This is a genomic window from Bacillus sp. 95MFCvi2.1 (genome assembly GCF_000374965.1).
Lineage (GTDB): Bacteria > Bacillota > Bacilli > Bacillales > Bacillaceae_G > Bacillus_A > Bacillus_A pseudomycoides.
Map to the genome: position 1 here is coordinate 61,042 of NZ_KB895704.1, position 22,227 is coordinate 83,268.

27 protein-coding genes and 3 pseudogenes are annotated in these 22,227 nt (G+C 33.8%); 8 read left to right on the forward strand and 22 right to left on the reverse strand.

What is annotated here, in order from left to right; genetic code table 11:
• Positions 1-128: 128 nt before the first annotated feature.
• On the reverse strand, positions 129-653 hold the full coding sequence (locus tag C568_RS0119430) for a DUF4398 domain-containing protein (protein ID WP_018782492.1): 525 nt from the start codon (positions 651-653) through the stop codon (positions 129-131).
• A 134-nt stretch (positions 654-787) separates the two neighbouring features.
• Entirely contained in the window at positions 788-2,056 is a 1,269-nt protein-coding gene (locus C568_RS0119440; protein WP_006094380.1) for an MFS transporter, read from the reverse strand.
• Positions 2,057-2,174: 118 nt separating this feature from the next.
• On the opposite strand from C568_RS0119440, the gene C568_RS0119445 reads away from it, so the two are divergent.
• The 5 genes from C568_RS0119445 to C568_RS0119465 all read left to right on the forward strand — a co-directional run bounded on the left by C568_RS0119445 (position 2,175) and on the right by C568_RS0119465 (position 5,180).
• Positions 2,175-3,389, forward strand: a complete 1,215-nt coding sequence (locus C568_RS0119445; protein ID WP_006094379.1) for a helix-turn-helix domain-containing protein — start codon at positions 2,175-2,177, stop codon at positions 3,387-3,389.
• Positions 3,390-3,457: 68 nt separating this feature from the next.
• Positions 3,458-3,637, forward strand: a complete 180-nt coding sequence (locus tag C568_RS0119450; protein WP_006094378.1) for an H-type small acid-soluble spore protein — start codon at positions 3,458-3,460, stop codon at positions 3,635-3,637.
• Between the two features lie 226 nt (positions 3,638-3,863).
• Positions 3,864-4,199 (forward strand): antibiotic biosynthesis monooxygenase family protein, encoded by a 336-nt coding sequence (locus C568_RS0119455; RefSeq protein WP_006094377.1) that lies wholly within the window; start codon positions 3,864-3,866, stop codon positions 4,197-4,199.
• Between the two features lie 3 nt (positions 4,200-4,202).
• Positions 4,203-4,808, forward strand: coding sequence for a dienelactone hydrolase family protein (locus C568_RS0119460; RefSeq protein WP_006094376.1), 606 nt, complete (start codon positions 4,203-4,205; stop codon positions 4,806-4,808).
• A 12-nt stretch (positions 4,809-4,820) separates the two neighbouring features.
• Entirely contained in the window at positions 4,821-5,180 is a 360-nt protein-coding gene (locus C568_RS0119465) for a hypothetical protein (protein WP_018782493.1), read from the forward strand.
• A gap of 30 nt (positions 5,181-5,210) precedes the next feature.
• Here the strand turns inward: C568_RS0119465 and C568_RS35625 are convergent.
• The 8 genes and pseudogenes from C568_RS35625 to C568_RS0119500 all read right to left on the reverse strand — a co-directional run.
• A pseudogene (locus tag C568_RS35625) lies at positions 5,211-5,426 on the reverse strand (hypothetical protein); the annotation flags it as partial.
• Positions 5,427-5,509: 83 nt separating this feature from the next.
• Positions 5,510-5,680, reverse strand: coding sequence for a DUF3951 domain-containing protein (locus tag C568_RS33285; RefSeq protein ID WP_003196553.1), 171 nt, complete (start codon positions 5,678-5,680; stop codon positions 5,510-5,512).
• A gap of 62 nt (positions 5,681-5,742) precedes the next feature.
• Complete coding sequence (locus C568_RS0119475) at positions 5,743-6,054, reverse strand: AzlD domain-containing protein (RefSeq protein WP_018782494.1); 312 nt, start codon at positions 6,052-6,054, stop codon at positions 5,743-5,745.
• Complete coding sequence (locus C568_RS0119480; protein ID WP_003196550.1) at positions 6,045-6,770, reverse strand: AzlC family ABC transporter permease; 726 nt, start codon at positions 6,768-6,770, stop codon at positions 6,045-6,047. The genes C568_RS0119475 and C568_RS0119480 overlap by 10 nt, the downstream gene beginning before the upstream one ends.
• Entirely contained in the window at positions 6,770-7,600 is an 831-nt protein-coding gene (locus tag C568_RS0119485; protein ID WP_018782495.1) for a TrmB family transcriptional regulator, read from the reverse strand. Before C568_RS0119485 ends, C568_RS0119480 begins: the two co-directional genes overlap by 1 nt.
• Positions 7,601-7,711: 111 nt before the next feature.
• Positions 7,712-7,857, reverse strand: a pseudogene (locus C568_RS35630) (alanyl-tRNA editing protein); the annotation flags it as partial.
• Between the two features lie 209 nt (positions 7,858-8,066).
• Positions 8,067-8,480, reverse strand: coding sequence for an NUDIX domain-containing protein (locus tag C568_RS0119495; protein WP_018782496.1), 414 nt, complete (start codon positions 8,478-8,480; stop codon positions 8,067-8,069).
• A 99-nt stretch (positions 8,481-8,579) separates the two neighbouring features.
• Positions 8,580-9,485, reverse strand: coding sequence for a DNA-binding domain-containing protein (locus C568_RS0119500; protein WP_018782497.1), 906 nt, complete (start codon positions 9,483-9,485; stop codon positions 8,580-8,582).
• A gap of 181 nt (positions 9,486-9,666) precedes the next feature.
• Between C568_RS0119500 and C568_RS0119505 the strand changes: the two genes are divergently transcribed.
• Complete coding sequence (locus C568_RS0119505; protein WP_003206650.1) at positions 9,667-10,269, forward strand: HD domain-containing protein; 603 nt, start codon at positions 9,667-9,669, stop codon at positions 10,267-10,269.
• Between the two features lie 208 nt (positions 10,270-10,477).
• On the opposite strand, the gene C568_RS0119510 is transcribed toward C568_RS0119505, so the two are convergent.
• Entirely contained in the window at positions 10,478-11,182 is a 705-nt protein-coding gene (locus tag C568_RS0119510) for a nucleoside triphosphate hydrolase (protein WP_391509567.1), read from the reverse strand.
• A gap of 361 nt (positions 11,183-11,543) precedes the next feature.
• Here C568_RS0119510 and C568_RS0119515 point away from each other — a divergent pair, with 361 nt between their 5' ends.
• Positions 11,544-12,008, forward strand: coding sequence for a VOC family protein (locus C568_RS0119515; protein ID WP_018782499.1), 465 nt, complete (start codon positions 11,544-11,546; stop codon positions 12,006-12,008).
• A 279-nt stretch (positions 12,009-12,287) separates the two neighbouring features.
• On the opposite strand, the gene C568_RS0119520 is transcribed toward C568_RS0119515, so the two are convergent.
• The 10 genes and pseudogenes from C568_RS0119520 to C568_RS0119565 all read right to left on the reverse strand — a co-directional run bounded on the left by C568_RS0119520 (position 12,288) and on the right by C568_RS0119565 (position 19,910).
• Positions 12,288-13,037, reverse strand: a complete 750-nt coding sequence (locus C568_RS0119520) for a GNAT family N-acetyltransferase (protein ID WP_018782500.1) — start codon at positions 13,035-13,037, stop codon at positions 12,288-12,290.
• Between the two features lie 103 nt (positions 13,038-13,140).
• A pseudogene (locus C568_RS32015) lies at positions 13,141-13,569 on the reverse strand (NUDIX hydrolase).
• A gap of 17 nt (positions 13,570-13,586) precedes the next feature.
• Positions 13,587-14,384: an ABC transporter permease gene (locus C568_RS0119530; RefSeq protein ID WP_006094368.1), complete on the reverse strand. Its 798-nt coding sequence runs from the start codon at positions 14,382-14,384 to the stop codon at positions 13,587-13,589.
• Between the two features lie 2 nt (positions 14,385-14,386).
• A complete protein-coding gene (locus C568_RS0119535; protein WP_018782504.1) occupies positions 14,387-15,370 on the reverse strand; it encodes an ABC transporter ATP-binding protein in 984 nt (327 codons plus the stop codon).
• An 11-nt stretch (positions 15,371-15,381) separates the two neighbouring features.
• Complete coding sequence (locus tag C568_RS0119540) at positions 15,382-16,191, reverse strand: ABC transporter permease (RefSeq protein ID WP_018782505.1); 810 nt, start codon at positions 16,189-16,191, stop codon at positions 15,382-15,384.
• Positions 16,182-17,153: an ArsR/SmtB family transcription factor gene (locus C568_RS0119545; protein ID WP_018782506.1), complete on the reverse strand. Its 972-nt coding sequence runs from the start codon at positions 17,151-17,153 to the stop codon at positions 16,182-16,184. Before C568_RS0119545 ends, C568_RS0119540 begins: the two co-directional genes overlap by 10 nt.
• A gap of 132 nt (positions 17,154-17,285) precedes the next feature.
• A complete protein-coding gene (locus tag C568_RS0119550; protein ID WP_018782507.1) occupies positions 17,286-17,906 on the reverse strand; it encodes a DJ-1/PfpI family protein in 621 nt (206 codons plus the stop codon).
• A 63-nt stretch (positions 17,907-17,969) separates the two neighbouring features.
• Positions 17,970-18,704, reverse strand: a complete 735-nt coding sequence (gene nfsA / locus C568_RS0119555; RefSeq protein ID WP_006094363.1) for an oxygen-insensitive NADPH nitroreductase — start codon at positions 18,702-18,704, stop codon at positions 17,970-17,972.
• A 197-nt stretch (positions 18,705-18,901) separates the two neighbouring features.
• Positions 18,902-19,219: a DUF4870 domain-containing protein gene (locus tag C568_RS0119560; RefSeq protein WP_018764335.1), complete on the reverse strand. Its 318-nt coding sequence runs from the start codon at positions 19,217-19,219 to the stop codon at positions 18,902-18,904.
• A 112-nt stretch (positions 19,220-19,331) separates the two neighbouring features.
• The gene (locus tag C568_RS0119565) at positions 19,332-19,910 is read right to left on the reverse strand and encodes a YdcF family protein (RefSeq protein WP_029427536.1); all 579 of its coding nucleotides are present in this window, start codon (positions 19,908-19,910) and stop codon (positions 19,332-19,334) included.
• A gap of 182 nt (positions 19,911-20,092) precedes the next feature.
• Between C568_RS0119565 and C568_RS0119570 the strand changes: the two genes are divergently transcribed.
• Positions 20,093-20,770: a DUF421 domain-containing protein gene (locus C568_RS0119570; protein WP_018782509.1), complete on the forward strand. Its 678-nt coding sequence runs from the start codon at positions 20,093-20,095 to the stop codon at positions 20,768-20,770.
• Between the two features lie 21 nt (positions 20,771-20,791).
• On the opposite strand, the gene C568_RS0119575 is transcribed toward C568_RS0119570, so the two are convergent.
• Positions 20,792-22,150 carry an MATE family efflux transporter gene (locus C568_RS0119575; protein WP_033794542.1) on the reverse strand — a complete coding sequence of 453 codons (1,359 nt, stop codon included), beginning with the start codon at positions 22,148-22,150 and terminating at the stop codon, positions 20,792-20,794.
• Positions 22,151-22,227: the final 77 nt, after the last annotated feature.

Sequence of the window (22,227 nt, forward strand, 5' to 3'; positions counted from 1 at the left end):
CCAATAATTTTATCATACCAAATATTTCCTGTGTTTTTTTTATTTCTTTCATTTGTTAAAAAATGTTCAAAAAGAAAGGCTGTCATAAAAATGACAGCCTCATACATACCTTTTCAAATACTATTCTATTAGTTTTTCTTCGCTTCTATTTTTTCTTGTGCATTTTCAGCTTTATCCAATACTTCTCCAGCTTTCTTCTGCTTTTCTTTTACTTCATCAATACTATCTACCGCTTTAATTACTTTATCAATTCCTTCTTCGTCCACTTTTTTCTGCTTTGCAATTCTTTCCTTTTCTTTTTCTTCAATGTCTTTTGCCTTTTGAAGCATATTTTCTGCGTTTGACTTTACAGATTTCTCAAGGGATGCATCCTTTTTCTTTTGTAATACTTGGTTCGCGTCATCCTTTGCTTCTAAATATTTACCATCTTTTAACGCCGTTGCACCATGATCCATCAGGCTAGCAACTTCTTTATAGGCTTTTACCTCGTTCGTAGATTTTTCTTTTTCTGCTTTTTCAAACCACATAATTGCGTCACTATATTTCTCATCTTTTAATGCCTGCATACCTGTATCAACTTGGATATCGTAATTACTGCTACATCCAGCCACTATAAACAGTACAAAAAGCATTACAACCATTTTGTATTTCATGTTGTTCTTCTCCCTCTCTCTTGCCATTCAACATGGATTTCTAAATTTAATTTATCATAACTAAAAAACACTTTCAAAAAAGAAAAAACTTCATTTCCTTCAAAATGAAGTTTTCCTAGAAAAACATTGTACATCTATGCTGATACATCCACTTGTTTTTTCACATCCATTTGTTTCATCCCTAATAATACTACCATCCATACTCCAATAGCCGAAATAACCATTACCATACTAGTTGGCATTATATCTAATAAAAATCCATACAAAATAATTCCAAGAGGCGTAATTGCCGTAGAAATTGTTTCAATTAATCCAAAAACCCGTCCTAGATATTGTGAATCAGTTGTTTTCTGAACATATACTTGAAGGGGAACATTGATGGAAATGCTCGTCATTCCAAAAATAAGCATAAAAATTATATAGTAAATAAAACTTACCGTCCCTGGAATTGTAACTAATAACGGAAATGCAGTACACAAATACAAACCCGCTAAGACAAATAAACTAATGCGAACCGCGCGAAATAAATTATTCATTTCCTTACGAACAGATAAAACAATTGATGCAACCAACATTCCTACCGCCAACATTCCTTCCACAACACCTAGTTGCTGAGACGATAAACGTAAGTTTTGAATGATAATATACGGAAGTGCAACAAACAGTGCACTGCCAAAGAAATTAATCCAAATAAACACTTTTAACATCGTATACATATCATCACGTCTTTTTACATATAAGAATCCTTCTTTAATACTGGATAAAAAATCAGCTTTCTTCTGTTCTGCTTGTACTTTATACAGATCAAATGCAATAAAAAACTGTACAATTACCGCTAAAAAAAATGTAATACCATTTAAAAGAAAAAAGAATTTCATTGAAAACAAACCAAATACCATTCCACCAATAACTGGTGCTAAAATAGTCGAAAGTGCTGTCGCTGTTTGGTTTAAAGAACTCGCTTGTTGAATACGTGCACTGTCAACTAAAGTTGGAATAGAAGCCGTAAAAGAAACAGAATAGAAACTTGCACATATCGATAACAGTGCTGCAGATACATAGATGAATAGAAGTGAAATGTCAAATAAAGTAGAAAGTGCAAACATCGTGAACATGATAAGACTACTTAATAAATCCGCACCAATAACAACCCACCGTCTGTTTATTCGGTCTGCCACAGCCCCTGCAATTGGTCCACATACCATTCTTGGAATAGAACCACAAATAAGCGTAATTGCAAAACCTACTCCTGATCCTGTTGTTTTTAAAACATATAACCCCATTGCAAACGTATAAATCCCTGCACCTAATAAAGAAGTCATTTTTCCAATCATCATCAAAATGATATTTCTCGTTGCGATTTTGATTCTCGGATCATTTTGACTTATACTTACATCCCCCATTACGCCACTCTCCCCTAAAAAGTTAAATTGTGTTAAACTTATTATATAATCATTTTTTAAATTTTTACAACAAAAAGTTTAATTGCATTTAACTTTTTTATAATAAAGGAGCAACGATATGGCTACTCTTGGTGAAAAAATTAAAGCATTGCGAAAAGAAAAGCGTCTTACTCAGACACAATTAGCTGGCTCAGAGCTAACGAAAAGTATGCTGAGTCAAATTGAAAATGGGAAAGCAACACCTTCTATGAAGACATTACAATATCTTGCTAGTCAGCTTGAATGTGAAGCAAGTTTTTTACTAGAGGAGGACAACGAAGAAGTAACAAAGCTGATTCCAAAAATGGAACAAGCTATAAAAAATAATCAATTTGAAGAAGCGTATCGTACACTGCTACCTATTGTTCAAAAAGAACTACCACCTACTTTAAGTACAGCTCGTTTATATAAACAATTTATAAGCGTTGCATTTAATATGAAAGATTACAGCATACATTCCTATATTGAAAAAGCCGTAGAAATTTTTCAAAAGTATACTTTATATCGTGAAAGTACACAAACTAGTTTAAAGCTGTGTTATGTATTATTTGTCCATAAAAAATATAAAGAATGCCTAGAACTTCTTACCTCTATTCGAAAAGAGTATGAAGCAAAACAATTAGAAATGGATCTTATTATACAAATAGAATTATTCTTATGTGAGGCAATTGTTTTACTCGCATATGGTGATTATGATGGGTGCGAAAAAATTATCTTACAAGCTCTTGACTTCTCAAAAGAAAATCAAGTGTATTATAAAACAGATGAATTTTATCGAATTCTCTCCTACCAAAATGTAATAGTGGCAGATGAAAATAAATATCTACACTATATAAAAAAATCCGAACAATTTGCCGTTTTCACAGAAAATATTTTATCTATTGCGATTATAGATATATTAAAAGCTTATTATTATAATACAATAACAAATGAATATACATTAGCTCTCAAACATCTAGATTTATTTAGAACAAAACTTCAAGATAAACCGCTCTTTCAAGAGGACGGGGTTTATTACCTAGAAAAAGGAAAGGCTTTATACGGCCTTAAGCGATATGAAGCAGCATTAGAAACATTACAGCAAGCGACAATTCCAGATTATATGTTTCACCCACTAGACCAAGCATGGATTATAACTGGGGGGGCTTACCGTGCCCTTTGTTATATGGAACTCAAAAATAAGAAAAAGGCGCTTCGAGAAGCAACAGAAGCTTTTCATGCTATACAAGAATTCCCTGATTCGACATTTACTGTGTTTATTAAAGAAACATTACAAATAATACAAAAACTTTAAACCCATCTCAAAATGGTATATTATTCCTCCTTTTCAGCAAAAATAATAAAGATGGGAGGAATGTAAGAATGAATGTACAACGTGCAAAAGAGCTTTCCGAGTCATCAGAACAAGCGCATGTTAGTTTTCAAGGCATGCCCGTTATGATTCAACATGTTGATGAAAGCAATGAAACCGCCCGCATATATGATGCAACGAATCCAGATCGCGAATTAACAGTTCCAGTTAATAGCCTAGAAGAAATATAAGAAACTCCACTTCAGTTTTATTTGAAGTGGGGTTTTTCTTGTATGCCGTATGATTTGTCTTTCCAAATATTTTTATCATCACTGCACGAATAACGTAAATTTCTATTTTTTCAACAGTTATCCTAATATGGTACGGGATATTTCTCAAAACATTTTTATACTCAAAAGACATACTATTCAATCTTTATGATATGATACAATCCATAAGTATATTTGGAGGGATACGATGAGGGATACAAAGCAAAGTAACGAACCTTATTATGCAGTTATATTCACTTCCCAGCTTTCACAAGACACGACTGATTATGGCGATGTCGCTGAAGAAATGGAAAAACTCGCTAAAGGGCAACCTGGCTTTATAAACGTTGACAGCGTACGGGATGCATCTGGTCTCGGTATTACAATTTCATATTGGGAGTCACTTGAAGCAATTAAACAATGGAGAGAAAATGCAGCACATACTATAGCAAGACAAAGAGGTCGTGAACAATGGTATGAAAGCTTTCATATGAAAATATGTGTTGTAGAAAGAGAATATAATTTTCAGAGGAAAGGTTTATAATCAATGAAGAACAAAGTAGCTCTGATTGTTGTTCACGAAATATACGGCATAAATCAGCATATGCAGGATGTCATATCCAGGTTTTCTTCACCACAGGTAGATATCTTCTGCCCAAGTCTTTTACAGCTAGATGCTCCTTTTCATTATAATGATGAACAAAAAGCTTACTCCCATTTTATGCAAAACGTTGGATTTCAACATGGAAAAGAAAAAATTGAAGAAATGATTATACAGTTTTCAAAAAATTACCCATATATTGGACTCATAGGTTTTAGCATTGGCGCAACCATCTCTTGGCTATGCAGTAACAATCCAAAAGTTAATTTTATTATTGGCTGCTATGGCTCTCGCATACGAGACTACTCTTATATTATTCCTACATGTCCTACTCTTTTAATTTTTCCAGAAACAGAATTGAACTGTTCCATTTCTTCTCTTATTACGACATTGCAAAGACAAGACAACTCATTTCTACATATACAACAGTTCCCAGGAAATCATGGATTTCTGGATCCTTATACTACAAACTATAACGAACAATCTACAAAACAAGCATATGAAATGATTGATTCATTTCTTCTAAAAACTATAACGAAACAAATGTATTAAAGGAGTTTTGCTATGTCATTTACATTACTTTTACTTGCTTTCGTTATTCTAATCATTCTCATAACGTTAGCTTTCATTTTTACAACTCTTAAAAATCGTAAATATTTAAACCGTCCTTATCGACATTCCTTTATCGTTATGACCTTATTTCTTGGACATTGGATTTTAGTTTTGACTAGTTTTTATACATTACTCCCTAATTATATTAGCGATTTTATTTTTCTACCAATCTGGTATTTTCTTTGTATTTTAGGATTTATGGTTTTCATAAAAGAATGGAAAAATAATCGAATTATTTCTGTATCCGTCGGTGCTTTCTCTTTTATCAGTCTACTCTTCGGCATACTATTACAAGGAATTGCTAAAATGTAAGTTTGTTTTATAGGAGCTGATTTTTAAGAATCAGCTCCTTTTTCTACACGTAAATAGGAAGCATTTCGCAAACGATCGTTCCATCCATACAGGAATGAATAGATATAGTGCATAGGCTATAGTCATCCAAATTGCGAAAGATAGAACTTGTTGTGATGAAAGCGTCGAAAAAATACTAGAGGAAGAATAAAGAATGAAAGTATCTAAAAACAACCCTATCCCGGTGCCGAAAATCCCCCACCTAACTTCTTTACTTTTTCTGAATTTTGAGATGGGGTCTTACTGCCCGTTAACGCGGGATAAATAAAAAGAGGAAGAAAAGCCTAAAATCAACTTCTCTTCCCTCTATTTTTTTTATGAGATTGTATTGTCATGGAATCACAAGGTGTGTAGTAAATTTGTGGAGTTGCTTTATTAACAAGCATTGTAAAAGTAAGCAGACCAATGATGAAGAAGATAAAAACTATAAACAAAATAGCACCTATCGTTAAAAGAATCATAACACCACCCCTATTTCATTCATGATATTACACTCTTCGATATACTATGAAAGAAATCCTTGTTATATAAACAAACGTAACAAAATAATCACAATCACCCCAGTTAACACTGTTCCTAACAGGCTACGTGTATAAACAGCAACAAAGAATGTCGGAATTGCTGCAATTATATAATCCCATTGCATCGTTTTATTCATAAAGAGCACTTCAGCAAGGAGCGCCGCCAATATAGCAATTGGTATATAACTTAACCATTTTAATCCCCAATCTGGAATTTGTATTTTACTAAATACAATGAGCGGTAATAGGCGCGGAATTAAAGTAACCAGACCTGCTCCCATTAAGAGTAATAACACATCGATTCTTACTTCCATCTTTCAATCACCACCCCTATTGTTGCTGCCGTAAGTGTTGCAATTATAACTGCTACGCTTGCCGGAACGAAAAAATGTATGCTATATGCGATTACAATTGCCACAATCGCAACACTGAGATGAATGACTAATTTTGGATGACTACTCATTAACTGCAGGACAAATAATCCAATAAACATAGCTGGTAAAGCATAATCCATACCATACGTATGAGGGTTTGGTATCCACTCACCAAAAATACCACCGATGACATTCGCAATGATCCAGTTTAAATATGCTGTCACATTTAAACCAAGCATCCATCTCTCGCTTAGATACTTCTTTTTTGAAGCTTGCTGAACCGCAAGACCAAATGTTTCATCTGTAATTTGCGAGCCAATTATCATATTTTTCAAGAAAGGAACCTTCATTAAATACGGGGCAAGCGCAGCACTCATTAACAGATGACGTAGATTGACAAAAAATACGGTGAAAATAATTGCAGAAGTAGGTGCTCCAGCGGCAAACATACCAGCGAGTATAAATTGTGAGGAACCAGCATAAATCAAAGTAGACATTAATGCTATTTCTGCTAACGAAAACCCTGCTGTTTTTTCAATTACACCAGCTGCGATACCAATACTTAAATACCCTAGTACAGTTGGTAAACAATCTTTCACTCCCTGTTGAAATGTTTCATTCCCGTGCATTGTCATCTGTACTTCAGCCCTTGCCATCACTCTTCCCCCTTCGTTTCTTGCATCAAGCGTTTACCCGTTACAACGTGAACTAAATCTGCATTACCACGCCATAATGCATCTAATTTATCAGGACCAAATTCCTGTGTAATTTCTTCAACCATAATGTCATGACGAATATATTCTATTGCGACAAGCACTAATGCTGGATCATATGTTGTAACAGCCCATGATGTACTATGTTCTGAAAAATTGGCAATAAGCACCTCTTTTCCATCTCGTGCAACAATTGTTAAATGCCCCCCCATCCGCTCTTTCACAACATCTGGAGTCATATAATTATGATGAAATGTTGTTCCTATTTTTGTTTGAGGTGCCCCAAAAAGTATCGAAAAAACATGTACACCTTCTTGTTCCTTTTTGTGAATAAGAGGCTCCAGCTCGCTCACTTGCTGTTCCCATACAGAAATCCATAACTCTTCTTCTGCACGCTCAATAATGTTACTTATTTCCTTTAAAATTCGTTCATCCGTACGAATATGAGAGATTACATCTACTTGACGCTCCTGCTCTAAACAATTTAACTTCTGATCAAGGAAATCAAATGACTTTTCAAAATCTTGTCGCATTCGATTCATTAACTCACTTGCCGATACTGGAACGTACTTAACTGGTTCTGAGGGTACTAAATGCACTGCGCCTTTATCCATCAATTTCCCAAGTACCTCATAAATCATGGAACGCGGTACACCCGTTTGTTTACTAATTTCATATCCTGTCGCAGGATAATGTTTTAATAAACCGATGTATGCTTTACATTCATATTGTGAAAACCCTAACTTTTGCAATTCTTTCATGACTTCATCCACTGTAATCCCTCACTTCAATTTACCTCTATTTGCATTTACATGACAGCGCGTACTTCAAAACGACGATTTTGCTTTCTTTACTTTTACAACTTCAAAAGTATTCTCACCTTATGTAAGTACGCCTGTATCGCATTCTTGTCCTCCACCAGTTGGATAAAATATCGTTTCTTTTACAAATACTCGGTTTCCATCCACTCTTGTTACTTCTGTTTGACAGTTTTTTTATATGCATCCTGTAAAAATAATGCCTCTGGCATGTTCCCACTCCTTTAGTAGTTATTACTATACCTACTAATATAAAAAGAAAAAAATGTACAGTCAATAAAATTCTGAATTTTGATTCGATTAATAAGAAATAAGCTATCTTTAAAACAAGATAGCTTGATTACATTTATCCCGCTGCTAATCCTCAGCGAAGGTTTTCTTCCTCTCTACTAAGAGCTCGATACATTATATTTCCATATACTTATTTAAGTTTCTCATATTCCTTCAAAGCATTTTGTAAAGTTAAGGTTAATGGTTCTGGAAGACTATCTAATGAAAACCACCCCACTTCACTAATAGCATGTTTTTCCAGATTTTCTGCTATCCCATTAGTTACTTTTGCAATATACGTCGGACATACCCAATGTGCTTCTTCTTCAGGTAAAATGTGATTCGTCACACATAATAACGATGTGAGTTCAATTTCTAACCCTACCTCTTCTAGAATCTCCCTGACAACTGTATCTTCTGCTGTTTCCATCCATTCCACTTTTCCACCTGGGAGACTCCAGTGCGCTTGCTCTGGTGCCTTCTTTCTCCGTACAAGTAATAACTCGCCTTGCTCGTTTAAAAGAAACGCTCCAACACCGACGCGTGGATGTAACTTTTGGTTCATATTAACTTCTCCTCTTAATTTGTAAGTTTTCTTGATTTTAACATAAAAATAATAGAGCTACTTTCTATCAGCTTCATAAAAGCCAATAGAAAGTAGCTCTCATTGTTTCATAGATATTATTTGTTCTTTTGTATCCATTTTGTCATGATGAAGTTTGTTTTTCTCCAAATATTGTTTACACATATTCACAAAAGCTGGTAATGTTCGAATTTGATTAATATCAGAGCTCTCAATAAAACGATTCATTTGATTTGTCATTTCGTCCATACTAGAAATAACCTCTTCTTTTTCATATCTCAATCTCTCATTTTCAGCACGAAGATTTTGAAGCTCTTTCTGTATCTCATGTGTATTATTTTCTTTTGTATGCCCAGCTGCCATACTCGAAAGTTTGTAAATCCCTTCCATAAATTGATATAGTTCTTGTTTCTTGCCCTCTACACCAATTGTTTCAAAATTATCGACAATCCCTGATAATATAGTAACCAGATTATTCTCTGTCTTTTCACTTTGGACCACTATACTTTTTACTCTATTCTCCTTCTCACAAACATACTGTTCTGGCTCGTGCTTTTTCTTACGCCCCGGCTTACCCTTTTTTATATTTTCAAATGGCAGCTCTTGATTTTTTAATTTATAATACGTATTCTGCAGTTGACTTTCTGTTTTCGGAAATAATTGTAGATTCTCTTTACTAATTGCCTTTGAAGTATCTGAAATATTTAAATTGTAATGCTGACAAAATTGATACGTAGCATATAAAAGTTCTAATTCAGATTTCAACCACATCATTTGAGATTGTTCGTATGCAAATAAACCACCCATTTTTTCAATCTCTCTTTGAAAAGCTATCATTTTATCATATAAGTCCATTAATTCTGCATACGTCACATGGAACTCTCTTTCTATTTTTCTACATTCCTCTTCCACTTTCTGAATATTTTTTATTCCATTTACAATATTTTTCAAAAGATCTAGTACATGAATTGCTGTCTGTTGGTACATTTTATATTCACTCCCACTCAGCATTTTTGCAATTTCAATTTCTTCTTTGTCTTTTGTAAAAATAAAAAAATATTATGGGAATATTTTATAATATTTCTGAATTATTAGTCAAACGAACGTAAAATTGACACATTCTATTTTTATATTAATATTAGTTTATAGCAATATGAGGGGGATCCATATGGAACATAACATTTTAAAAGTCATTGCACTAGCAGAAAAACTTAAATACGAAATGCGACATAGCTGGCTTTCTAATGGTCGACAAGAGAGTGTTGCGGAACATACGTGGCGTATGTCCCTTATGGCTGTTTTAGTTCAGCCTTATTTAGATAAAGAAGTAAACATGGAAAAACTATTAAAGATGGTTATTATCCATGATCTCGTGGAAGCAGAAGCCGGGGATATTCCTGCTTTTGACACAATGAACAGCGAACAATTACAATTACAAAAACAAGAAAATGAACAAAAAGCCATTTTGAATATTAAACATACATTAGAAGGTCCTCTTGGGGACGAACTGTACAATTTATGGATAGAGTTTGAAGCAAAAGAAACATACGAAGCGAAAGTGGCAAATGCTCTTGATAAACTAGAAGTTAAAATTCAGCATAACGAAGCCGATATCGATACTTGGATTCCCATCGAACATAAAATGACGTTCCAAGTTGCCAAACATACTGACTTTGACTCATTCTTATCAAAATTACAAAAAATTATTGAACAAGAAGGCGAAAAAAAATTAATTGCTGCCGGCATTGATGTCGAGGCATGCAAACAGTAGCAACTCACTGTTTTTCATACTTTTTTGCAGATGATTAAAGAAGTATATACCGTTTTATAGAATATTAAATTACAAAAGGTGACACACATTAATGATGTACAATGTGTGTCGCCTTTTAATTTTTATGTTTTCACTTTTTATGCTTGGATAACATTTCAGTTGTCATCTTTTCCTGTCAAAATCTTTTAAGATAGTTAAAGAGTTCTCTTTAACTCATAACACCATTATCTTTGAATGAATACCATTTTCCATCAATGAAATGTTTACCTATCGCCATTGCACCGTTAGACTGTAAATAATACCAATTCCCATTCTCTTGTAACCAGCCTGTTTTCATCTTAGCACCAACAAAGTAATACCAGCTTTCTTTATAGCTTAGCCAGCCATTATAAGCAGCTCCGTTTCCGCTAAAATAATGCCAGTGGTTGTCAATTAAATTCCAACCTGTTGCCATTGATCCATCAGAAAGGAAATAATTACCATCCGGATGTGAACCTATCCAACCTAATAGCATTTTATTATTATCTGGATTTAAAAAGTATGTCTTACCATTATATTCAAGAAAATCCCAGTGTAGCTTTCCCCCTTGGTGAACGTAATACCAATCTCCCTCATACTGAAGCCATCCTTCATTGGTATATAGCGCACCGTCTGCTCCTAATAAGTAACCATTATATTGCTCTTCAATACGACCCGTTTTCATTTTTCCGTTTGCATCAAAGTAGTACCATTTTCCTCCATCTTGTAACCAACCAGTTTTCTTCATACCATTTTGATCATAGAAATACCATGTGTTTCCATCTTTTACCCAACCTGTTTTCTGCATCGTCTGTTCTGTTTTTGGAGCAATCTGTTTCACAGTTTCTTGTTTTTCTGCATGAGATACTGCAGGAGCTACAAGCATTGTAGACATTAAAATAGGCAAAATAACTTTCTTTATTTTCCATATACCCCAAATAATGAATAATTTTAGTTTTTATTTCCACAAGGAGAATTATATTATCATATACAAATATAATCAATATTTTTTCGTAATGAAATCGTAATATTTTTAACTTTATAGAAAATATATTCATTTAAAAGTAACTTTAAATGAATTTTTGAGATATTAAACAGATTAATGTATACTTTTTGTAATATAAAATAAAAAGAATGGAGAATATTTCATACTTTTGTATGAATCATTCTCCATTCTTTTTATTGATTTAACCAAGAAAGACATAGATTACAATTACAAATAAGAACAATATATTATCTAAAGAGGAGGATTATTTATGATCAAAGGATTATACGAATCACATCTACCCGTTCGCAGCCTAGAAAGATCCATACCATTCTATGAATCATTGGGATTAAAACTATATAAAAGATATGAGGATACTGCCTTCTTTTGGATTGTAGAAGAACAAAGTTGGCTCGGACTTTGGGAAGGAGAAGAATATAAAACGCCGTATCATCCTTCCCTTCGCCATATTGCGTTTCAAGTAGACTTCGAGTTTCTTCATACATCTATTAAGTGGCTGAAAGACCGAAATATTACGCCCGTTCCATTTAGTAATCGAACTACCATTGGACCTTTTGTTCGCCCTAACCAAGGCAATGCTTCTGTCTATTTTAAAGATCCAGATGATAATAGTATTGAGTTTATTAGTTTTGTTAATGTTCCAGATGAACTAAAACATATTACAGAAAAACTTTCTTTAGAAGAGTGGACTACACTATCACGATCCTATTTGTAGATGATTTAATAACTAGATATCATCGGTACCTCACTGGGCAATATGATTGCTCAAATAATTAATGTGAAGGCTTTTTTATTAATAGTGTTTCTCCCATCATTTTGGCATTACACATTTATAAAGAAAAGCGACTTTTACAAGTCGCTTTTCTACATCAAATATTTCAAAGTTAAAAGTACACCCACTGCAATTACAAATATATTGAAAAAAATATACCAAGCAGAAAAAGAACAAATACATTCTTTTCCCTTGAGGTATTTCTTATTTTCTTTAGTCAAATTAAAATTGATACTCGTATACAATATAATCAAAAATGTTTGTAAACCCTAGGCTCTCTGCTATAGCAATTGAAGGTTTATTCACTTCCATACAGTCCCAATAGGGCACATACCCTTGTTTGAAACATTCTTGAACAAATATATGTGCGACTTTCTTGGCAAGATTCTTCCCTCTATGTTCCAAAATTGTCTCGATATTTACCGCATGCATATTCCCACTTACAAATCCTGAAAAACAAAGACTCACCACTTGATCCTCATGCAAAATCACATACCCAATTCCTTTTTCAAAAAATGATTCCATCGAATTCCAAAATGATGTAATTTGTGAAACGAAAAATGATTGCTTGAGCAAAGAGTATGTCACAAGATTTTCCTTCGTTACTTTTAATACCGTATATACCTCATCAATGATTGGTTCATTATATGTTTTGTACGCACTTTCATATAATTTGTATACTTTTTGATTGGATTCCTCGTATGATTGTTCACATAATATTTCTCTAATTGTACGATCCCACCCTACTTGATGACCAAATCCTTCAAACCACTTCAAGTCCAAACAGGCTGCTTCTTGTGCAATTTGTTCCCTTAAAACCTTTTTTATTTCAAGGTTAAACATTTTGTTATTTGCCTCACCAATAAATACAAAACCATCTAAATTTCCAAGCCAAACTAAACCAGACCGTGGTTCGCTCGCATTGTCAACAAATATACGGCCCGAATTATTCCCTTCAATGATAGCTTGCACTTCTATATGCCTTTCCTTTTGTAGAAGATGTTTGCAATTCATAAACTGGTCTTTCTGCAATTCGTATATCATCTTTTTTCTTTCCTTTCATGTGTATCAGCGCTTAGGTTTCATCACCTGCTGTACAATCTATGAATCCCTGCAATAACTTTCTATCTTCTAGAAAAGAAAGGGTAATACCTGCTATTTCTTCACTGCTTTTCCAAGCCACTTCATAAATTAATCCATCTGGATCTCATATTTCTTTATTTCCTCCAATTACTTCTACCTCATAATACACAATGTGAACATCATATCCATTACTATTCCCCTTCTTTTCGTACATACTTTTAATGACACGTACATCATATCCCGTTTCCTCTTTCACTTCTCGTATACAACACTCCTCAAATGTTTCCTCTTCCAATTTCCCACCAGATGGAATAGACCATTTTAGTTCTGCTTCTTTTACATCTGGGCGCCCTTGCAATACCATTAACAATTTCCCATCATTATTTTTACATAATGCCGCTGCACCTTGAAATATTCCCATTTCTCTCTCCCCATTCCTTAAAATAAAACCATATTTCCTGTTCGTTTCGCATGCTTTTCTGCTTTTCGAACAAGCACATACGATATTCCAATTAAAATGATTAATAAGCTAGCTAATAAACCTAACTCTGGAAATACATTTATAATACTTTTTCCTTCCATTAATAATGAACGGAAAATTTGAAGTACATACGTTAATGGAAACAAAGCTGCCAGTACTTTGCCCCATAGTGGTAATACAACAATGGGAATGCGTACACCCGCAAAAAATTGCATCGGTTCTTCTAATATTGTAAATAGAATACTAGCATCTCGTGAAAATAAAAAAATCGTATTTAAGCAACCCCCCCACACAACAGCCGAAATACATAAAATCATAAAAGCAAATACAATATTTTCAACTGGTGGTATCGGTGTGTCATTCAGAAACAATGCGATGAGAATCGAAAACATCGTAAACATCCATACTCCTTCTATTAAATTTGCTCCTGCCCGGCAATACATCATCCATACACGCGATGCTGGTGTTAAAAATATAAGTTCAAGTGTTCCATTTTGGCGTTCCCATGACATTTGCCATGCCGATTGAACAAGGCTCCAAAAGAAAACATATCCAATATAACCTGTAATGAGAAAAAAACTAATTTGTTTTGGATCCATCCATTTTGCAAGCGGGCTAGTATTTGAAGTATCAAATGGCTTCACCGAAAAATAAGCCGTTGCAAATAATAAAACCGGCCAAATGAATAAAGAAAAATAAACCATCTTACTATGAAAATGATTGCGGTGACTTTTTTTCCATTCTGCAAAAAACATATTCACGCACTCACCTCATTTGCAATTTGTAATATTGCATCTTCCAATCTTGCTTTATGTGTTTCTAACTGTAATATACGAATTTGATATTTGGTTAATAATGATAAAACCGTTGTTGTCATATCAAAAGATGCCTTTAGTTCATATCGTATATGTTCACCCGTATGTTCTTTTTCATATTGAATTTCCTTCAGCCCTAAAGAATACTCTAATCGTTCTATCGTTTCATTCTTCATTTCAGGAATCACAATTTCTAAACGATATTCACGGACAATAGACTGGATAATTTTATCGGGAGTTCCTTCATAAAGAAGTCGTCCTTTTTCAATAATATAAAGGTGATCACAAAGTTCCTCTACTTCTTCAAGATAATGGCTCGTTAACAAAATACCCTTATTTTGTTCCTTCGCCAATCGATATACCATTTCTCTCAGCTTTTTCGCTACAGGTGCATCAAGTCCTAATGTTGGTTCATCAAGAAATAAATAATCTGGATCATTAATAAGACCTCTTGCGATTTGCAAACGCTGCTTCATTCCCTTTGAATATCGTTCTACAGGTGTATTAGCAGCTTCTTTGAGCTCTACTTGACCAAGGAGAAACTGAATACGTTCCTCTAATTCGGCTCCTTTTAATCCATACAAACTTCCAAAATACTGCAAGTTTTCTTTACCTGTTAAACGCCAATACAACATGCGTTCACCACCTGCAATCATATTGATCTTTTTCTTTACAAGTAAATCTTGCATTGTGCTGTCTATACCATCAATTTCAATAGCACCCGAAGTTGGTTCAAGAAGCGTTGCTAACATTTTAATCGTTGTTGTCTTCCCAGCCCCGTTCACACCTAGCAATCCTACAATCTCTCCTTTTTGAATTGTTAAATCTAGTCCATTTACTGCTTCAACTACTCTTCTTTTTTTACGAAAAAAACCTACTTTCTCTTTTAACTCATACCGCTTTACAAGTTGTTTTGCTTGTATCATAATAAGCCCTCCTATGCAAAATGTTTTTCAATCACATACTTTTCCATTCGCTTCATCGCATATACACCCGCAATAAAATACGCAACTCCTAATCCCAATAACCACATAAGTTCAATTTGTATGGAAGCTAAATTCCCACCTTCAATCATGCACAATCGAAATGCTGATAAACCATGTGAGAGCGGCATCAATACACTCATAGGCTGTAAAAATGTAGGAAGATAACCTACTGGAAAAAACACACCACTGACAAGGCTCATAAAAATAAACAATGTATTTTGTGTTAAATATGTATCACGAAAATAGAGCATAAAAGCCCCCAACATTAGTGCTTGAGCGAATATAGCAAAAAAGAAAATAAATAATAAAAATACCACTGGTATCATATTTATTTCTCGAAACTGTAATCCAAAAAACAAACCAAAAATAAAAATCGTGATAAATTCAAGTCCCACACGCAATATCCCTTGCGCAGCTGCTCCTAGAAAATAACCTTGCCGAGATGATGGCGTTAATAATAAAACATCCAGCGTCCCTTCACGCAGTTCGGTTATCAATGTTCGGCTCACAATCATTAATAGAGAAACAGAAAATGAATAAAAAACAGCTCCTAATATAACGTACGAAAGATAATCATCAGTCTTCCCTAACTTTGCAAAATTAGCATCTAACTTTCCTTGAAACATAAAATGATATGTTAGATAAGCAAACAATACGATATATACACCAGTTAAAATATGCCCTAAAAAAAATGACCATGGGTACGCTCTACGCATCGTATAGAAATCACGACGAAATGTAGCCATAAACGTTAGCCACATGTTCTCCCCTCCCCTAATTTTTGAACAATTGGGAAATCCATAAATTGATCTAAATCAACACGAATTTGTTCTAATAGTTCTCGATTTGCTTTATAAAATACGTAATAACCTTTTCGTTCCTTTTGTATAAGACCTGTAGACTCTAACATTTTTAAATGATTGGAAACCGTTGATTTTGTAAGACTATACCGCTCTGTTAATTGCTGTGTACAAAAAGATTGAAAGGATAAATCTCTTAGCATTTTTAATCTCGTTTCATCTGATATCGCTTGTAGAATTCGCAAAAGATCCTTTGGTACTTCATCTGTATACGACGATGCGATTTCCACCTCATAATAGACTTTTATATGAGTAGAAATAAGATTATCTATTAGTAAATGAGGTGCGACAAAAGTTGATGGATATAATGTAATTGCTGATAAATCCTCATAACGATATTGCCAAGTACGGGCTTTTAAAAAGGTTATTTCCTTTTCATCAATTAAAAATCTCGGATGCAAATTTTTAGAAAGGGACAACGGGTTTTGTTTGATTGTTTCTTTCACATCATATACAGATCGTTCTAGCCATGGTTCTATTTGAAATAACTCTCGTGCAAAATAGCGCTGATGATATTGATATAAAAAATTACAAACTAATTCTTTCTCTAGCTTAGGAAAAAATGATTGAAAGCCTTTTGTATCCGTTACTCGTAATTTTTCAATCCCTTCTTCAACATAGACTTCAGCCTGAAACTCAGAGCACCAATCTATAAAATGTAACCAGTCATCGCTTTTCTCATTAATCTCATATAATATTTCTTTTTCCTCCTGATCCATCTGATTTAATACATTTTCTGCCCACTCTAATCGTTTTACATGATGGGTAGGATTAGATAAAACATGTAAGCTTAATAACATTTCGCGAAATGGTGAATATACAACTTTGACATGTCGTTCAAACCATGATGTAACTCGCAACATAAATTCCCCTCTCTTTGATTCGATTTCTATCGAATCAATTTTATAATTTTGCAAAATTATTCAGTATATTAACAACTTACAATGTAAACGTCAATGAAAAATTAGAAATATTTTCATAAAATAAGACCTCAGCTACGCTAAGGTCTTATTACTTAATTCTTTTATGTTTTTAAAATACAGGAGTGTTTCTTTCTCTTCTCCCTCATCAAATAAATTGAGTTGTTTAATGATTTCAGCTGCAAACTCGACATAAGCAGAGCCAACTGCTGTAATGATTTTCCCATCCACTGTTACATCTGTACTTTGTTTATACTTCCACTCATGGAGATGTGCTAGACTCTCCACTTCTGGTGTTAAAGAAGTTGAAAATCTTTTATTTTGCAACACATCAGCTGCTTGTAATAAAGCGGTTCCTGCACAAATAGCAGCTAACCATTTATTTTGTTCATTTATCTCCCGGGCAAGCGATAATAACTTAGGATTTTCTAGATGATGAAAGATCTCTCCGCCGGGGACAATTAAAATCTCATACTCTTTTGCAATTATGCCATCTATGGAAATATGCGGTTTACACTGGAAACCTCCTTCTCCTGTAACAGTCGCATTATCTACACTTGCTGTGACAATTTCAAATCCCTTACTCTTTAAAAATAAACTCGCTAGATTCACTTCAAATTCTGCAAATCCATCAAATAGAAAAAACAATGCTTTTTTCATTTCATCAGCCCCTTTACTTTCGACACACTTATACATATTCGAAAGTAAAAAAACTTCTCCTTCTAAAAACAAACCTGCTAATGCAGATTTGTTTTTACCTTATCTTCTATTAAACCCTTTTTTACTCAAAAACTCCTTCATATGCATTCTTTTCTCTTTTGACATAAAAGCACTCATTGATCCTGTCCATGTTACATCCTTTTGATTTGTAGATCTTCCCTTATAATATTCATTAGTCGTACGGTCATATTCCTCTAGTAATTCATCATATTTATTTTCGTCATATACGTTTTCATGTAAAATCGCTTTAACTGGCAAACGCGGTTTCACTGCATGACTTTCATCAGGTACTCCAACTGTCATCCCAAATACCGGGTATACTTTATCTGGTAAATGGAGCAGTTCACTCACTTCTTCTGGATTATTCCTGATTCCTCCAATATAACAAATGCCATATCCTAGTGATTCTGCAGCGAGCGCTAAGTTTTGTGCAAATAAGGATGCATCTACTGTAGCTACAATAAAGTCCTCTGCACCATCATGTTTAATCTCTGTTCCATGTTTCTCACATGCTGTTTCTAAGCGCTTTAAATCTGCACAGCAAACAAAAAATGCCGCGCAATCTTTCACATGACGATTACCTGATAACTCTGCCAATTGCACCTTTAAATTTTCATCTGTAACGTACATAACTGAATACGCCTGAACAAAATGTGATGATGCTGCATACTGCGCTGCTTGCACCATTCTTTCCACTATATTCTTAGGAATTGGTTCTTGTTTATATTTCCGAACTGATGTATGTTGCTCCATTTTATGTATCATCTCATTCATAGTAAAGCCTCCTTATTTCTTATTACTGAAAAATTAACATATCCTTTTCATTTATCACAACTTTTATGCCCATCTAAAAACTTCTATATAATATGCTCTTTTTTCACCTCAATTAAAGCCGAACCCTTCAAACCTATACAAAAAGAGAACGAATTTTTAACCATTCGTCCTCTTTCATTCTTGAAAAAATAAATCGTTTAAGCTGCTCTCAGCACTTTAACACCTTTAACAATATTCCAAACAAAGTAATAAATACCTACAATTGCAAAAGTTACATAGGTTACAATCATTCCGATTCCAACACTTGCGGATTCTCCAAAACTTAAACCGAATACACCTGAAAATGCCAATCCACCAAACAAAATTGCATATGGGAAAATGTGTGTCCAAAATGCCTTTTTCGCATGATATTTCACATCATCTTCTGCAATAAAGTAGACGATGATTGGGAATAGAAACGGTGCAAAGAAAATACTAAAATAACAAAGTGAAGATAAAATATTATTGCCTTTCATACGATTCACTCCTAAAGTTTCGTTGTTTTTATTACCTTTATTATGGCACTTCACTACTTTAGGAACTATCGTTTTACCTTTCAATCAGATTACATTTTCGTAAGATTTATTACTATATACGATTCGTTAGCCAATACTGTGTAATCGCAAAATATTCCCTCACATTTGACTGAATAATAATTGATTTAGGTGTTTTCGCAGGAAGTCCATTTACCTTCAACCCTTGTTTTTCAGCAATTTTTTTGGCCCGAAACATATGAAAATCATTTGTAACAATCATCCCTTTTTTCTTATTTGCTGGAATAAGAGACTTTGAGAATTCAATATTTTCATCTGTATTTGTAGAACGATCTTCCATTATAATTCTTTGTTCTGCAATATTTCGCTTCATTAATCCTTGTTTCATAGCTAGTGCTTCTGAAATGTCTTCTCCTTTTCCTTTACCACCGGATACAATAACAATCGTTTGTTCATGTGTTTTTAAATATTCCGCTGCTTTATCAATACGATATTGTAAAGAATAAGAAGGCTCTGTTCCTTTCACCTTTGCTCCTAAAAGAATCATGTAGTCTGCATCGTTCGGTGCTTCCATATGACCATGCTTATAAATGTTATATTGTAAAAATCCTATATAACCTACTATAATCATTATCACAACTAAACTATACTTCATCATCTTTTTCTTCTTTATCATTTACATTTACTCCTATTTTTTCTATTCTCCCATCATAATATGCTTGGAGTTGTTTTTATAGATTAAATTTCCAATACACCCTAAATTAACCTTTAAAAGTAATATTTTTAATAAATATGGGAATATTGGATTAGGTATACACAATTTATAATGTGAATTTGCATTAAGGGGTGTAAACATTGATTGTTTTTTTATGTAATGTAGCATTCGTATTTTTACTATTTCTCTTATCACTTAAACTGCTTGGAAAATCTGCACTTGCACAACTTACACCGCACGATTTTGGAGCAATTATCTTTTTATCCTATTTAGCTTTTCAAGCTATACCTGTTGATGGCGCTTTGCAAGCTATTATAGGTATGCTAGTAGTTACATGTCTCCATCTTTTCATTACAAAATTAAGCTTAATAAATAAATTGAATCGCTTCATCCTTGGACATCCCATTATTTTAATTAAACATGGAGAAATTATTTTTGAAAATCTAAAAAAAAGTAGATATCCAATCGCTGAATTGTTATCCAACCTTCGCGTAGCAGGATATCCTAGCGTACATGAAATCGAATATGCGATTTTAGAAGCCAATGGTGCGATTAGCATTTTACCTAAAAGAGAACTTATTCCACTCACTCCAAAGGATATACATTTAAATGTCAAATATGCAGGACTACCAATTGCACTCATTGTTGATTCGCACATTCAATATGATAATTTAAAGTTAATCCATAAAAATGAGAAATGGCTCCGTAATGAATTATTAGAAAAAGGGATTAAAGATATAAAAAACATTGCATTCGCTTCTGTTCAAGAGGCTGATGGTTCCTTTGCATTTAGTCTAAAACATAAGAAATCCCCTTAATTGATTAAGGGGATTGTTCTATCAAGCCACATGTTCTCTTTCTACATTTCGTACTGATACAGGATGAGAAATACGATTCATCCCAAATACAACAATCGCTGTTAACACTTCAGATACAGGCATTACAAGCCAAATTCCATTTACTCCAAACAACTTTGGCATAATCCATAAGAGTGGAATAATGAGTAATAAACCGCGGCTCAAAATAATCAAGATAGACTTTCTTGTTTGTCTCACCGATTGGAAATACTCTCCATATACAATGTTATAACCAAAAAATACATATTGAATAAAGAACAGACTCATTCCTGTTACAGTTAGTGTCAGTAACTCTTTTGATTGAACATCAAATAAACCAATAATGTATTTCCCAAAGAATAATCCGCTCACAATTGCTACACATCCAAGTACAATAGCTGTTTTGACTGCAAAGTTTAGTCCTTCCTTCAAACGTTCAGGTAAATTTGCACCGTAATGAAAACTTGCAATTGGTTGCAATGCCGCTCCAACACCTAAGAATACTAATAGCATCATGGAGTGAATACTATTCACTATTGCGTAAGATGCTATACCTAATTCTCCTGCATATTTCATAAAGGTTATGTTAAAACCAATCGTTACAATCGCTACTGTTATTTCTGCGGTGAAACTTGGAAAACCAATCACCATAATTTGTTTGACTGTATTCCATTCAAAATGAAATTTCGTCCATTTTAAAATGCTACTTTTTCTAAAGAAATGACTTAATAAAACAAGAAAACCAATTGCCGCTGACAGGATAGTCGCTGCCGCCGCTCCTGTTACACCCCAGCCAAAAATAAAAATAAAAATATAATCAAAAGCAATATTTAACAACGCTGTTACAACAAGTCCTGCCATCGCTAAATTTGGATTTCCGTCGTTTCGTATAAATGTACTTAAAATATTTTCTAATACGTATATCATTCCAAATGTTAATAATACAGTTAAATAGTCTAATGCATATGGTAAGATTACTTCATTAGCTCCAAATAAATAGGCCAAATCTTCTATTCTCCATAAACAGATGACCATTAAAGCACCAACAATTACAACAGCCACTGTCATAGACTGAGTAAAAATGGATCTCGCTCGCTCTATTTTATTTTCACCTAATGCTATGGAATATAGTGTAGCTCCGCCCATTCCAATCCACAATGATATAGAGAAAAAAATGGAAAAGGCCGGGATAGCAACGTTTACTCCCGCTAAGCCATTCGCTCCGACTCCTCTGCTAATCATAACGGCATCGATTACAATATTCACCGACATTAATACCATTCCAAGAACCGCTGGTATTAAATAAGATATAAATAAATTTTTCATTGGTTTTTCTCTTAATTTCTCAGTTGTTTCCATAATAAAATGCTCCTTTTCAATTCTCTGTTCACATTTTAAACCTTCAAGCAACTTGAAGGTCAAGTGAGAATTCAAAATAC

Coding starts and splice junctions, on each gene's coding strand:
- nfsA (WP_006094363.1), bottom strand. CDS start 18,704: ATGAATGAGATGATACATAAAATGGAGCAACATACATCAGTTCGGAAA.
- C568_RS0119440 (WP_006094380.1), bottom strand. CDS start 2,056: ATGGGGGATGTAAGTATAAGTCAAAATGATCCGAGAATCAAAATCGCA.
- C568_RS0119495 (WP_018782496.1), bottom strand. CDS start 8,480: ATGAACCAAAAGTTACATCCACGCGTCGGTGTTGGAGCGTTTCTTTTA.
- C568_RS0119455 (WP_006094377.1), top strand. CDS start 3,864: ATGAGGGATACAAAGCAAAGTAACGAACCTTATTATGCAGTTATATTC.
- C568_RS0119545 (WP_018782506.1), bottom strand. CDS start 17,153: ATGTTGCGAGTTACATCATGGTTTGAACGACATGTCAAAGTTGTATAT.
- C568_RS0119450 (WP_006094378.1), top strand. CDS start 3,458: ATGAATGTACAACGTGCAAAAGAGCTTTCCGAGTCATCAGAACAAGCG.
- C568_RS0119500 (WP_018782497.1), bottom strand. CDS start 9,485: ATGTACCAACAGACAGCAATTCATGTACTAGATCTTTTGAAAAATATT.
- C568_RS0119505 (WP_003206650.1), top strand. CDS start 9,667: ATGGAACATAACATTTTAAAAGTCATTGCACTAGCAGAAAAACTTAAA.
- C568_RS0119535 (WP_018782504.1), bottom strand. CDS start 15,370: ATGATACAAGCAAAACAACTTGTAAAGCGGTATGAGTTAAAAGAGAAA.
- C568_RS0119510 (WP_391509567.1), bottom strand. CDS start 11,182: ATGTCTACAATGCTTGTAGCTCCTGCAGTATCTCATGCAGAAAAACAA.
- C568_RS0119475 (WP_018782494.1), bottom strand. CDS start 6,054: ATGGAAGTAAGAATCGATGTGTTATTACTCTTAATGGGAGCAGGTCTG.
- C568_RS0119460 (WP_006094376.1), top strand. CDS start 4,203: ATGAAGAACAAAGTAGCTCTGATTGTTGTTCACGAAATATACGGCATA.
- C568_RS0119540 (WP_018782505.1), bottom strand. CDS start 16,191: ATGTGGCTAACGTTTATGGCTACATTTCGTCGTGATTTCTATACGATG.
- C568_RS0119550 (WP_018782507.1), bottom strand. CDS start 17,906: ATGTATAAGTGTGTCGAAAGTAAAGGGGCTGATGAAATGAAAAAAGCA.
- C568_RS0119560 (WP_018764335.1), bottom strand. CDS start 19,219: ATGAAAGGCAATAATATTTTATCTTCACTTTGTTATTTTAGTATTTTC.
- C568_RS0119445 (WP_006094379.1), top strand. CDS start 2,175: ATGGCTACTCTTGGTGAAAAAATTAAAGCATTGCGAAAAGAAAAGCGT.
- C568_RS0119480 (WP_003196550.1), bottom strand. CDS start 6,770: ATGGCAAGGGCTGAAGTACAGATGACAATGCACGGGAATGAAACATTT.
- C568_RS0119515 (WP_018782499.1), top strand. CDS start 11,544: ATGATCAAAGGATTATACGAATCACATCTACCCGTTCGCAGCCTAGAA.
- C568_RS0119430 (WP_018782492.1), bottom strand. CDS start 653: ATGAAATACAAAATGGTTGTAATGCTTTTTGTACTGTTTATAGTGGCT.
- C568_RS0119530 (WP_006094368.1), bottom strand. CDS start 14,384: ATGTTTTTTGCAGAATGGAAAAAAAGTCACCGCAATCATTTTCATAGT.
- C568_RS0119465 (WP_018782493.1), top strand. CDS start 4,821: ATGTCATTTACATTACTTTTACTTGCTTTCGTTATTCTAATCATTCTC.
- C568_RS33285 (WP_003196553.1), bottom strand. CDS start 5,680: ATGATTCTTTTAACGATAGGTGCTATTTTGTTTATAGTTTTTATCTTC.